The sequence below is a fragment of the Nocardia neocaledoniensis genome (assembly GCF_003182135.1).
GTDB classification, from domain to species: Bacteria; Actinomycetota; Actinomycetes; order Mycobacteriales; family Mycobacteriaceae; genus Nocardia; species Nocardia neocaledoniensis.
In genome coordinates, this window is record NZ_QGTL01000009.1 from 56,212 (window position 1) to 71,051 (window position 14,840).

The 14,840-nt window shown below is 70.8% G+C and carries 1 protein-coding gene (running past one end of the window); it reads left to right on the forward strand.

Annotated features, from left to right (window positions below; translation table 11 throughout):
* Positions 1–14,840, forward strand: the start of a protein-coding gene (locus DFR69_RS22825; RefSeq protein ID WP_110039670.1) for a non-ribosomal peptide synthase/polyketide synthase. 29,236 nt of this gene lie beyond the right edge of the window; 14,840 of the gene's 44,076 nt are visible here — the first part of the coding sequence; it begins with the start codon at positions 1–3; its stop codon lies beyond the right edge, outside the window.

The window sequence follows — 14,840 nt, forward strand, 5'->3', positions numbered from 1 at the left end:
TTGGACCGGCTGGATTTCGGCGGAAACGGCGAAACTGGTGACGGACGTGGAGACTCTGCGGAGTACTTCCCGCTCTCGCCCGCTCAGCTGGGTATCTGGTACGCGCAGCACGTCGACCCACAGGTGCCGATCAACATCGCCCAGTACGTCGACCTGCGCGGCCGCCTCGACGTGCCGACCCTCGAGCGCGCCAGCTCCGCGGCGGGTGCCGAGCAGCAGTCGCCGTTCCTGCGCATCGTCGAGATCGACGGCGAGCCGATGCAGACCGTCGACCTCACCCTCGACGACACCCTGATCTACGTCGACCTGCGCGGCGAGGCCGATCCGGAGGCCGCGGCGGCGGAGTGGATGCGGCGCGAGTACAGCCGTCCGCTCGACATCGTCAACGACCGTCTCGTGCAGGCGGCGGCGCTGCAGCTCGAGGACGAGCGCTGGTACTGGTACGCCCGCGTGCACCACATCGTGCTCGACGGCTTCGGCGCCAACAACTTCGTCAACCGCACGGCACAGCTCTACACCGCGGCGGTCACCGGCACCGAGGCGCCTGCGGGCAAGGCCACCGATCTGCGCACCCTCTACGACTCGGAGATCGCCTACCGCGAGAGCTCCCGGTTCGAGACCGACAAGGCGCACTGGGCCCAGCGCGTCGCCGGGCTGGAAGAGGGCAGCAGCCTCACCGGTCGTTCGGCGCCGCCGTCGCCGGTCAACGATGTCACCAGCGCGGCGCTGAGCCCGGCGCAGGACGCGCTGTTCAGCGAGGCCATCGAGCGCCACGACACCACCTCGGCACCGCTGCTGATCGCGGGCTTCGCCGCCTACCTGGCGCAGATCACCGGCACCTCCGACGTGATCCTGAGCCTGCCCGTCACCGGCCGCACCACGGCCGTGATGCGCCGCTCGGGCGGTGTGACCTCCAACATCGTCCCGCTGCGCCTGCGCGTCGGGCACGACACCACCGTCGCCGAGCTGCTGCGCTCGGTCACCACCGAGGTGTCGGGCGCCCTGCGTCATCAGCGTTACCGGCACGAGGACATCCGCCGTGACGCGGCGGGCGACGGCATGGTCGCCACGGAGTTCTTCGGCCCGTGGGTCAACATCATGCTGTTCGACAACGCGCTGCGCTTCGGCGAGATGGACGGCACCCTCAACGTGCTCTCCACCGGCTCGATCGAAGACCTGGGCGTCAACTTCTATCAGTCGCACGGCGGCACCCGCTCGCACATCGACTTCGAGACCAACCCGAACCTGTACTCGGCGCAGGACGCGCGCACCCACCACGCTCGCTTCCTGGAGTTCTTCGACCGTTTTCTCGCCGCCGCCGCCGAGGCGCCGGTGTGGAGCCTGCCGGTCACCGGCGCCGCCGAGCTGGAGCGCTCGCTGACCGAGTGGAACGACTCGGCGCACGAGGTGCCCGCCACCACGCTGCCCGCGCTGCTGGACGCGCAGATCCCGCGCACCCCGGACGCCATCGCGCTCGACTTCGAGGGCGACACCCTCACCTACGCCGAGTTCGGCGCGAAGGTGAACCGGCTGGCCCGGTTCCTGATCGCCGACGGCGTCGGCCCGGAGTCGCTGGTCGCGCTCGGCATGCGCCGCTCGCTGGACCTGGTGATCGGCATGCACGCGGTGCTGAAGGCCGGCGGCGCGTACGTGCCGATCGACCCGGATCATCCGGCCGATCGCACGGCCTACATCCTCGAGTCCGCAGCACCGGTCTGCGTGCTCACCACCACCGGTGACGAGCTCGACCTGCCCGACACCGTCGCCAGGGTCGAGCTGGACACCCTCGACACCAGCGCGTTCGCCGACACCCCGATCACCGACGCCGAGCGCCTGGCGCCGCTGCGCCCGGACAACACGGCCTACGTGATCTACACCTCGGGCTCGACCGGCCGCCCCAAGGGCGTCGCGGTGACCCATCACGCGATCGTCAACCAAGAGCTGTGGATGCTCGACGAGTACCGGTTGACCGCCGACGACGTCTACCTGCAGAAGACGGCCACCACCTTCGACGTGTCGCTGTGGGGCTACTTCCTGCCGCTCATGGTCGGCGCGAAGCTGGTCATCGCCTCGCCGGACGGTCACCGCGATCCGCTCTACGTGGCGGACATGATCCAGCGGCACGGCGTCACCGTGACGGACTTCGTCCCGTCCATGCTGACGGTCTTCGTCGCGCACGCCACGCAGGCCCAATGCGCAACTCTGCGTGCGGTTTTCGTGATCGGTGAGGCACTGCCGCCGGAGACCGCCGCCGGTCTGCGGGCCATCTCCACCGCCGGTCTGCACAACCTGTACGGCCCGACCGAGGCCGCGGTCTCGGTCACCTACTGGGAGGCCACCGAGGCCGACACCGTGACGGTGCCGATCGGTATCCCCGAGTGGAATGTCGAAGTGTACGTGCTGGATTCGCGGCTGCGCCCGGCCGCGATCGGCGCACCGGGTGAGCTGTACCTGGCGGGCCGTCAGCTGGCCCGCTGCTACCGCGGCCGCCCCGACCTGACCTCGGATCGTTTCGTCGCCAACCCGGTCGGCGCGCCCGGCGAACGCATGTACCGCACCGGTGACCTGGTGCGCTGGAACGCCGACGGCGTCCTGGAGTACATCGGCCGCACCGACTTCCAGGTGAAGTTCCGCGGCCAGCGCATCGAGCTCGGCGAGATCGAGACCGACCTGCTCGCCCATCCCAGCCTGAGCCAGGCCGCGGTGCTGGTGGTCGACACCGCCACCGGTCAGCAGCTGGTGGCCTATGTGGTGCCCGCACCCGGCCAGTCCGCCGATCCGGCGACGCTGACCAGGTTCGTCGCCGAGAAGCTGCCCACCTACATGGTGCCCGCGTCGATCATGGTGCTCGACGCGTTCCCGCTCAACACCTCGGGCAAGCTGGACCGCAAGGCCCTGCCCGAGCCCGTGTTCACCGCCGCCGCGGGCGATTTCCGCGCGCCGCGGACCCCGGCCGAGCAGATCGTGGCCGGCATCTTCGCCGACGTGCTCTCCCAGGAGCGGGTCGGCGCCGACGACAACTTCTTCGAACTCGGCGGCAACTCGCTGGTCGCCACCCAGGTGGTGGCCCGCATCGGCGCCGCCTTCGCCATCCAGCTCGGCGTGCGCGCGCTGTTCGAGACCCCGACGGTCGCCGGGCTCGCCGCCCGCGCGGAAGCCGCTGCGCCGTCGGACGTTTCGACCCGGCCGCCGCTGGTGGCCCAGCCGCATCCCGAGCAGGTGCCGCTGTCGCTGGCGCAGCAGCGGATGTGGTTCATCAACCAGTTCGATCCCACCGCGCCCACCTACAACCTGCCGTTCGTGGTGCGGATGAAGGGCCGCGTCGATGTCGACGCGCTGATCGCCGCGCTCGACGATGTGGTCGTGCGCCAGGAGTCGCTGCGCACGGTGTTCCCCGACGCCGACGGCGGCTACCAGCAGGTCCTGGGCGCCGACGAGTTCGATCTCGGCATCACGGTGACCCCGATCGATCAGTCGCTGCTGCGCGACGAGCTGATCACCTTCGCCTCCACCGGTTTCGACGTCACCCTGGAACTGCCGATCCGCGTGCGGATCTACCAGGTCACCGGCGGAACCACGAACGGCACACCGGAATTCGCGGTCGCCTTCGTCGTCCACCACATCGCGGCCGACGGTTTCTCCTTCGGTCCGCTGGCCCGCGACGTCGCCACCGCCTACCTGGCCCGCTCGGCGGGCGAGGCGCCGGGCTGGGCGCCGCTGCCGGTGCAGTACCGCGACTACACGCTGTGGCAGCGCGAATTGCTCGGCGCCGAGAGCGATCCGGAGTCGATGGCCGCGCGCCAGCTCGACTACTGGCAGCGCGCGCTGGACGGACTGCCCGACCAGCTCGACCTGCCCAGCGACCGCCCGCGCCCGCAGCAGCAGAGCTTCCGCGGCGCCCGGGTGGGCTTCGAGATCGACACCGAGACCCACGAGCAGCTGGCGGCGCTGGCCCGCGCCAACGGCGTCACGCTGTTCATGGTCATGCACGCCTCGCTGGCCGTGCTGCTCGCGCGCCTGTCGGGCACCACCGACATCGCCGTCGGTACCCCGATCGCGGGTCGTGGCGAGCAGGCGCTCGACGACCTGATCGGCATGTTCGTCAACACCCTGGTGTTGCGCTCCGACGTCGACCCCACCCAGCCGTTCAGCGAATTCCTCGCGCGCACACGCGAAACGGATCTGAGCGCGTTCGCCAACGCCGATGTGCCGTTCGAGCGGCTCGTCGACGTGCTCAACCCCTCGCGCTCGCAGGCGCGGCACCCGCTGTTCCAGGTGGTGCTGTCGTTCCAGGAGATGTCGCACGGCACCCTGGAGCTTCCCGGCCTGTCGGTCGACGCCGACGAGGTCGAGGTCGACATGGCCAAGTTCGACCTGCAGTGGACGCTCACCGAGGAGCACACCGGCAGCGGCTCGCTGTCGGGCATGACCGGCGTGCTCACCTACGCCGTCGACCTGTTCGACCAGTCGACCGTCGAGGAACTGCTGCTGCGCTGGCGGCGCGTGCTCGACGCGATCCTGGCCGACCCGGCCGTCACGGTCGGCACCATCGACGTCCTCGACGACGCCGAGCGCACCGACCTGGTCAACCGCTACGGCGCCCCCGCCGCGGTCGCGCGCACCCTGCCGCAGCTGATGGCCCAGGCCGCCCGCGACACCGAGGCGACCGCCGTGGTGTTCGAGGGGGCAGCTGTCTCCTACGGCGAATTGGATCGCCGCTCGAACCAGTTGGCGCGCTTGCTGATCCAGCAGGGTCTCGGTGCGGAGGACTTCGTCGCGGTCGCGGTGCCGCGCTCGTTCGAGTCGGTGCTCGCGGTGTGGGCGGTGGCCAAGACCGGCGCCGCGTACGTGCCCGTCGACCCGAACTACCCGGCCGATCGCATCGCGCACATGATCACCGATGCCGGTGTGTCCGTGGGTATCACGGTGGCCGCCGAGGCCGCCGAGCTACCGACCACGGTGAGCTGGCTCGAGATCGACGACATCGACCTGGACCACCTCTCCGACGCCCCGCTGGCCCCGCGCGAGCTGGTGCGCCCGACCGATCCGGCCCAGCCCGCCTACCTGATCTACACCTCCGGTTCCACCGGTGTGCCCAAGGGCGTCGTGGTGACCCATGCCAGCGTCGCCAACTTCTGCGCCGAGCAGATCGACCTGTACTCCCTCGACTCCGACACCCGCGCACTGCATTTCGCCTCGCCGTCGTTCGACGCGTCGGTGCTCGAGATGCTGCTCGCGATCGGCCGCGGCGGCACCCTGGTCGTGGTTCCGCCCGGCGTGTACGGCGGTGAGGAACTGCGCGACATCCTCATCACCGAGGAGGTCACCCACGCCTTCGTCACCCCGGCCGCGCTGGCCACCTTCGACGCCCGCGGCCTCGATCACCTGCGGGTGCTCGCGGCCGGTGGCGAGGCGGTCCCGCCGGAGCTGGTGAGCAAGTGGGCGGTGCCCCTGCCCGACGGCTCGCGCCGCATGCTCGGCAACGTCTACGGCCCCACCGAGACCACCATCGCCTCCAACCTGTCCGAGGGCCTGATCCCCGGCGAGCGGGTCGTCATCGGCGGCCCGATCCGCGGCGTGCACACGCTGATCCTCGACGACCGCCTGCGCCCGGTACCGGTGGGCGTGGCCGGTGAGCTCTACATCGGCGGCATCGGCATGGCGCGCGGCTACCACGCGCGCCCCGCGCTCACCTCCGACCGCTTCGTGGCCAACCCGTACGCGCCCGGCCAGCGGATGTACCGCACCGGTGACGTGGTGCGCTGGACCGCCGACCGCAATGTCGAATACGTCGGCCGCTCCGACTTCCAGGTGAAGGTCCGCGGTTTCCGTATCGAGCTCGGCGAGATCGACTCCGCGCTGGCCTCGCACGAGACCGTCGATTTCGCGGTCAGCATCGGGCACAAGAACAAGGGCGGCAGCACCTCGCTGGTGTCCTACGTGGTGGCCGTGCCCGGCCGCTCGATCGACATCGCCGAACTGACCGACCATGTGGCGCAGCGCCTTCCGGCGTACATGGTGCCCTCGTCGATCATGGTGCTCGCCGCGGTCCCGCTGACCGTCAACGGCAAGCTCGACCGGCGCGCGCTGCCGGCGCCGGTGTTCGAGGTGCGCGAGTTCCGCGCCCCGACCACCCCGATCGAGCAGATCGTGGCCCAGGTCTTCGCCGACGTGCTCGAACTCTCGCGCGTCGGTGTCGAGGACGACTTCTTCGAGCTGGGCGGCAACTCGCTGATCGCCACCCAGGTCGCCTCCCGCATCGGCATCGCCCTGGACACCAGGGTCCCGGTGCGCATGCTGTTCGAGGCCCCGACCGTCGCGGCGCTGGCCGCGCGGGTGGAATCGCAGGCCGGTGACGGCGCCCGCAAGGCGCTGGTGGCCCGCGAGCGGCCCGAGCGGGTGCCGCTGTCGCTGGCCCAGCAGCGCATGTGGTTCCTGAACCGTTTCGACACGGCCTCCGCGGTCAACAACATCCCGGTCGCCATCCGCCTGTCCGGCGAGCTCGACGTGGCCGCGCTGCAGGTCGCCGTCATCGACGTGATCGATCGGCACGAGTCGCTGCGCACCGTGTTCCCCGAGTCGGGCAGCGGCCCGGTGCAGGTGGTGCTCGACGCCGCGCAGATCGTCCCCGACCTGACGCCGTACCGGGTCACCGAGGACAACCTCATCGACCACCTGATCGACCTGGCCTCGATGGCCTTCGACGTGACCAGCGAAGTGCCGCTGCACGCAAGGCTTTTCGAGATCAGCGAGACCGAGTACGTGCTCGGCATGGTGGTGCACCACATCTCCGCCGACGGCTGGTCGATGGCGCCGCTGTCGCGCGATGTCATCGTGGCCTACGCCGCGCGCACCTCGTGGGAGGCGCCGACCTGGGCCGAACTGCCGGTCCAGTACGCCGATTACGCGCTGTGGCAGCGCGAGGTGCTCGGCTCCGAGGACGACCCGCAGTCGCTGATCTCCTCCGAGATCGACTACTGGACACGCGAACTCGCCGATCTGCCCGACGAGCTGGTGCTGCCCGCCGATCACCCGCGCCCGCCGGTGGCGACCTACCGCGGCGGCACCTACAGCTTCGTCATCTCCGGCGAGACCCAGCGCGCCCTGGTGGAACTGGGCCGCCGCTACAACGCGTCGCTGTTCATGGTCATGCACAGCGCGCTGGCCGTGCTGCTCGCCAGGGCCAGCGGCACCAGCGACATCGCCATCGGCACCCCGGTGGCAGGCCGTGGCGACCAGGCGCTCGACGACCTGGTCGGCATGTTCGTCAACACCCTGGTGCTGCGTTCGCAGGTCGAGGGCGCCACGCCGTTCGCGACCCTGCTCGACCAGGCCCGCGAGACCGACCTGCAGGCGTTCGCGCACGCCGACGTGCCGTTCGAGCGGCTCGTCGAGGTGCTCAACCCGCCGCGGTCGCAGGCGCGTCATCCGCTGTTCCAGGTGATGCTGTCGTTCCAGAACAACAAGCAGGCCTCGCTGCAACTGCCGGGTCTGTCGGTGAGCGGCATCGACTACGACTCCCAGCTCGCCAAGTTCGATTTGCAGCTCACCCTCACCGAGGTGCAGGACACCGACGGCGAGGCCGGCGGCATGTCGGCCGAGTTCTCCTACGCGCGTGACCTTTTCGAGGAGTCCACGGTCGCCGCGTTCGCGCGCAGGCTGGACAACATCTTCGCCGCGATCGCCGCCGATCCCGAGGTGGCGGTCGGCGACATCGATCTGCTCGCGCCCGAGGAGCACGCCCAGGTCCTCGTCGACTGGAACGACACCGCGCGTGAGGTGCCCGCGGGCACCCTGGTCTCGCTGTTCGACGCGCAGGTCGAGCGGACCCCCGACGCCGTCGCGCTGGTCTTCGAGCAGGAGGAACTGACCTACCGCGATCTGCAGGAGCGGGCCAACCGCATCGCCCGCAAGCTCATCGCCGACGGCGTCGGCCCCGGCGACCATGTGGCGCTGGCGATCCGGCGTTCCACCGAACTGGTCGTCGCCATGTACGCGGTGCTGCAGACGGGCGCGGCGTACGTGCCGCTCGACCCGGACCAGCCCGCCGACCGCATCGGCCACATCCTCGAGACCGCCGCGCCGAGCCTGGTCCTCACCAGCCGCCGCGACGCGTTCGACGCCGACGGCGTGACCGTCGTCGCGGTCGAGAACATCGAGCTGCCCGCCGATTTCAGCGGCGCGCCGATCGCCGATGCCGACCGGGTCCGTCCGCTGCGGCCCGCCGACACCGCCTACGTGATCTTCACCTCGGGCTCGACCGGCCGCCCCAAGGGCGTGGCCGTCGATCACGCGGCGATCGTCAACCGCCTGCTGTGGATGCAGCACGAGTACCCGATCGACGCCGCCGACGCCGTGCTGCAGAAGACCCCCGCCACCTTCGATGTGTCGGTGTGGGAGTTCTTCTGGCCCTTGCAGACCGGCGCGCGCCTGGTCGTGGCCAAGCCCGACGGCCACCGCGATCCGGTGTACCTGGCGCAGATCATCGCCGAACGCCACATCACCACCGCGCACTTCGTGCCGTCGATGCTGTCGGTGTTCGTGTCCACCCTCGGCAACAACGGCAACGGCGACGCGGTGCGCCTGCGCCAGGTGTTCGCCTCCGGTGAGGCGCTGCCCGCGCCCACCGCGCAGCGCCTGCGCGAGCTCACCGGCGCGCGCCTGCACAACCTGTACGGCCCCACCGAGGCCGCGGTCGACGTCACCTATCACGAGGTCGTCGACACCGACGTGGAGTCGGTGCCGATCGGTCGCCCGGTGTGGAACACCAAGGTGTTCGTGCTGGATTCGCGCCTGCACCCGGTGGCACCCGGTGTCGCGGGTGAGCTGTACCTGGCGGGCGATCAGCTCGCCGTCGGCTACCTGAACCGGGCCGACCTCACCGCCGACCGTTTCGTCGCCAACCCGTACGGCGCCGCCGGTTCGCGGATGTACCGCACCGGCGACCTCGTCACCTGGACGCGCGACGGGGAACTGAACTACCTGGGCCGCACCGACTTCCAGGTGAAGCTGCGCGGTCTGCGCATCGAGCTCGGCGAGATCGAGGCGACGCTGCTGGCCCAGCCGGGCGTCGCGCAGTCGGTCGTCGTGGTGCGCGCCGACGCGCACGCCGGTGACCAGCTCGTCGGTTACCTGGTGCCCGAAGCGGATTCGAGCATCGACGTCACCGCGGTCAAGGCCGGGCTGGCCGACGAGCTGCCCGCCTACATGGTGCCCTCGGCGCTGGTGGTGCTCGACGAGTTCCCGCTCAACGCCTCCGGCAAGCTCGACCGCAAGGCGCTGCCCGCGCCGGTGTTCGAGGCCAAGGTGTTCCGGGCGCCCTCGACCCCGATCGAGGAGATCGTGGCCGAGATCTTCGCCGATCTGCTCGGCGCCGAGCGCGTGGGCGTGGACGACGACTTCTTCGCCCTCGGCGGCAACTCGCTGGTCGCCACCCAGGTCGCGGCCCGCCTGAGCAAGGCACTCGACGCCGAGGTGGGCGTGCGCACCCTGTTCGAGGCGCCCACCGTCGGCGCGCTCGCCGCGCGGGTGGAGTCGCACGCGGGCACCGGCGTGCGCGCCGAGCTCACCGCCCGACCGCGGCCGGAGCATCCGCCGCTGTCGCTGGCCCAGCAGCGGATGTGGTTCCTCAACCGCTTCGACCTGGGCGACAACGGTGACGCGGGCACCTACAACATCCCGGTCGCGGTCCGCCTGCAGGGCCTGCTCGACCTGCCCGCCCTGCGCGGCGCGGTCGCCGACGTGATCGCCAGGCACGAATCGCTGCGCACGGTCTACCCCTCGCACGACGGCACCGCCTACCAGAAGGTGCTGGCCGCTGCCGTTTCCATCCCCGAGCTCGAACTCGTCGAGGCCGACGAGACCGACATGGCGACCTCGCTGTACGAGTTCGCCCGCCGCGGTTTCGACGTCACCGCGCACGCGCCGGTGCGCCTGCGCGTCTACGAGCTGAGCGAGCGCGAGCACGTGCTGGTGATGGTGGTCCACCACATCGCCGCCGACGGCTTCTCGCTGCGCCCGCTGGTGCGCGACCTGATGACCGCCTACGTCGCCCGCACCGGCAACGCCGAGCCGGGCTGGCCGCCGCTGGCCATCCAGTACGTCGACTACGCGCTGTGGCAGCGCGAGACCCTCGGCGACGAGACCGATCCCACCTCGCTGATCTCCGAGCAGCTCGACTACTGGCGCGGTGCGCTGGCCGACCTGCCCGACGAGCTGCGCCTGGGCCACAAGTCGCGCCCGGCGCAGGCCACCTACCAGGCGGGTACGCACCGCTTCGAGGTGCCGGGCGAGCTGGTCGACGCGCTCAACCGGGTCGCCCACGAACACGGCACCACGCTGTTCATGGTGGTGCACAGCGCCTTCGCCGCGTTGCTGTCGCGGTTGTCGGGCACCGAGGACATCGCCGTCGGCATCCCGGTGGCCGGTCGTGGCGAGCAGGCGCTCGACGACCTGGTCGGCATGTTCGTCAACACCCTGGTGCTGCGCGCCCAGGTCGATCCGGCCGCCCGCTTCACCGAGCTGCTCGGCCAGGTCCGCGAGAACGATCTGGCGGCCTTCGCGCACGCCGACGTGCCGTTCGAGCGCCTCGTCGAGGTGCTCAACCCGGCGCGCTCGCAGTCGCGCCACCCGCTGTTCCAGGTGATGCTCTCGTTCCAGAACCTGGGCCGCACCACCCTGGAACTGCCCGGCCTGACCGTCTCCGAGCTGGGCATCGACCAGCACGTGGCCAAATTCGACCTGCAGCTCGCGCTCAGCGAGGTCCCGGCCGAGGGCGACAGCCACCTCGACGCCGAACTCGTCTACGCCACCGACCTTTTCGACGCAGGCTACGCCGCGTCGTTCGGCGCGCGCCTGCTGCGCGTGCTCGAGGGTGTCGTCGCCGATCCGACGGTCGCCGTCGGCGACATCGAACTGCTCGACGCCGCCGAGCGCACCCTGGTGCTCGACCGCTGGAACGACACCGAATTCGCCGTCGACGCCGCGCTGAGCACCCCCAGTGACGACGATCCGGCCACCCTCAACGCTCTCTTCGAGGCGCAGGTCGCGCGCACGCCCGACGCGACCGCGCTCACCTTCGAGGGGACGAGTCTGTCCTACGCCGAGTTCGCGGTCCGCGTGCGCAAGCTGGCGCGCTGGCTCAAGGACGCCGGCGTCGGACCGGAATCCTATGTGGCCCTCGGCATGCGGCGCTCGATCGACCTGCTGGTCGGCATGTACGCCGTGTCCGCCGCCGGTGGCGCGTACGTGCCGCTGGACCCCGATCACCCGGCCGAGCGCATCGAGCACATCCTCGACACCGCGCAGCCGGTGTGCGTGCTGACCGCGGGCGAGAGCCTGCCCGCCGCGGGCGGACGCGAGGTGCGCATCGACCAGCTCGACCTGTCCGGCCAGTCGGCCGAGCCGGTCACCGATGCCGACCGGCATCGCCCGCTGCGTTCGGACAACACCGCCTACGTCATCTTCACCTCCGGTTCGACCGGCCGCCCCAAGGGCGTCGCGGTGAGCCATGCCGCCATCGTCAACCGGCTGGTCTGGATGCACGCCGCCTACGGGCTGGCCGCCGACGATGTGGTGCTGCAGAAGACCCCGGCCACCTTCGACGTGTCGGTGTGGGAGTTCTTCTGGCCGCTGCAGGTCGGCGCGCGCCTGGTGGTCGCCAAGCCGGACGGGCATCGCGACCCGGCTTACCTGGCCCGCCTGATCGCGGCCGAGCAGGTCACCACCGTGCACTTCGTGCCGTCGATGATGGCCGTGTTCGTCACCGAACCCCTTGCCGCCGAGTGTGTCTCGCTGCGCAATGTGTTCGCCTCAGGTGAGGCGCTGCCCGCGCCGACCGCGCAGCGCCTGCGCGAGCTGACCGGCGCCGCGATGCACAACCTGTACGGCCCCACCGAGGCCGCTGTCGACGTGACCTATCACGAGGTCACCGACGCCGACACCGACACGGTGCCGATCGGCGCCCCCGTGTTCAACACCCGGCTCTACGTGCTGGACGCGCGCCTGCGGCCCGTTCCGGTGGGTGTCGCGGGTGAGCTGTATCTGGCGGGCGTGCAGCTGGCCCACGGTTACGTCGGCCGCGCCGACCTCACCATGGACCGCTTCGTGGCCGATCCGTTCGCGCCCGGCGAGCGTATGTACCGCACCGGTGACCTCGTCACCTGGACCGCCGACGGCGAGCTGGAATACCTGGGCCGCACCGACTTCCAGGTGAAGCTGCGCGGTCTGCGCATCGAGCTGGGCGAGATCGAGTCCGCGCTCACCGCGCAGCCGAGCATCGCGCAGTCGGTGGTCGTCGTGCGCGCCGACGAGCGCACCGGCGACCAGCTGGTCGCCTACGTCATCCCGGAGACCGGCGCCACCGTCGACACCGACGCGGTCAAGGCCGCGCTGAGCGCCGAACTGCCGGTGTACATGGTGCCCGCGGCGTTCATGGTGCTCAACGCCTTCCCGCTCAACGCCTCCGGCAAGCTCGACCGCAAGGCGCTGCCCGCGCCGGTGTTCGCCGCGCGCACCTTCCAGGCGCCGGTCACCCCGGTGCAGCAGATCGTGGCCGCCACCTTCGCCGAGGTCCTCGGCGCCGGTCAGGTGGGTCTCGACGACGATTTCTTCGAGCTCGGCGGCAACTCGCTCGTCGCCACCAGGGTCGCCGCGCGCCTGTCCGAGGCGCTCGACACCCAGGTGCCGCTGCGCGCGCTGTTCGAGGCCTCCACCGTGGCCGCGCTGGCCACCCGCGTGGAGACCGCCACCGGCCGCGGCGGGCGCGTCCCGCTCGAGCCGCGCCCGCGTCCCGAGCTGGTCCCGCTCTCGCAGGCCCAGCAGCGGATGTGGTTCCTCAACCGCTTCGACCACAACACCGCCGTCAACAACATCCCGGTCGCCATCCGGCTCACCGGTGAACTCGACACGGCCGCACTGGAATCCGCCGTCGCCGACGTGATGGCGCGGCACGAGTCGCTGCGCACCTTCTACCCCGAGATCGAGGGCGCCGGCTTCCAGCAGGTCATGCCGGTCGACGAGGTCCGCTTCGCGCTGCCCGCCCAGCCGGTCGCCGCGAGCGAGGTCACCGCACGGGTCATCGACCTGGCCACCGTGCACTTCGACGTCACCCGCGAGGTGCCCTTCCGCGCCACCCTGCTCCGCGTAGACGAGCGGACGCACGTCGCCGTGCTGGTCATGCACCACATCAGCGGTGACGGCTTCTCGCTGCGCCCGCTGCTGCGCGACGTGGTGGTGGCCTACACCGAGCGCGTGCGCGGCGAGGTGCCCGCCTGGGCGCCGCTCGAGGTGCAGTACGCCGACTACACGCTGTGGCAGCGCGAGGTGCTCGGCGACGAGGCCGATCCGGAGTCGGTGGCCGCGAGCCAGCTCGGCTACTGGACCGAACAGCTGCGCGATCTGCCCGATCAGCTCGAGCTGCCCGCCGACCGCCCGCGCCCCGAGATCGCCACCAATGCCGGTGACCTGTACCGCTTCTCGGTCGATGCCCAGCTGCACACCGCGCTGACCGAGATCGCCCGCGCGCGCGGCGTCACGCTGTTCATGGTGATGCACGCGGCGCTGGCCACCTGGGCGGCGCGCCTGTCCAACAGCACCGACATCGCCATCGGCACCCCGATCGCGGGCCGTGGCGAGCGTGCGCTCGACGACCTCGTCGGCATGTTCGTCAACACCCTGGTGCTGCGCAGCGAGGTCGATCTCGGCGCGAGCTTCGGGGAACTGCTCGACCAGGTCCGCAAGGTGGACCTGTCGGCCTTCGCCAATGCCGACGTGCCGTTCGAACGCCTCGTCGACGTGCTCAGCCCCACCCGGTCTCAGGCGCACCACCCGCTGTTCCAGGTGGCGCTCACCTTCGAGGCGGCCACCGCCGCCGACACCGGCACCGTCGCGCTGCCCGGTCTCGACCTCGATGTCGTCGACTTCGACCCGGGCACAGCGAAATTCGACATCCAGCTCACCGTGGGCGAGGCCGCCGACGGTTCGCTGGCCATGTCGTGGAACTATGCCACCGATCTGTTCGACGCCGAGACCGTCGCCGCCTTCGGCGACCGGCTGGTGCGCGTGCTGCGCGGCGTCGCCGAGAACCCGGACGTGATCGTCGGCGACATCGACCTGCTCGGCGAGGCCGAACAGCGCGATGTGGCGCAGCGCTGGGTGTCCTCCGGCGCCGACGCCATCGGGCTGCCGGTGATCCACGACGCCAGCACGCCCGCCGGCTACCGGCGCGGCCTGTTCGGCAACAAGCACACCACGCTGGTCGACCTGTTCGACGCGGCGGCCGCGGCCCACCCGGACCGCATCGCCGCCAAGTTCGGCATGGAATCGCTGACCTACGCCGAGCTCGACCGGCGCGCGAATGTGCTGGCGCGCAGGCTGATCGCCGACGGCGCCGGACCGGAATCACTGGTCGCGGTGATCCTGCCGCGCTCGCTCGACCTCGTCGTCGCGCTGCTCGCGGTCGTCAAGACCGGCGCGGGCTACGTGCCCGTCGACCCGACCTACCCGGCCGAGCGCATCGCCTACGTGCTCGAGGACTCCCGGCCGACCAGCGTCGTGCTGGATTCCACGGTGCAGGTGACGGTTCCGGCGCACCTGCCCTCGGTGGTGCTCGACGGCTTCGCCGTGGAGACCGGCAACGTCGAGGACGCCGACGACCTGCCGGTGACCGACGCCGACCGCCTGGCGCCGCTGTCGCCGGACAACGTCGCCTACGTCATCTACACCTCCGGTTCGACCGGCCGCCCCAAGGGCGTCGCGGTCGCGCACCGCAATGTGGTGCGCCTGTTCGCCAACACCGACCGCGACTTCGGCTTCGGCCCGCGCGATGTGTGGACGCTGTT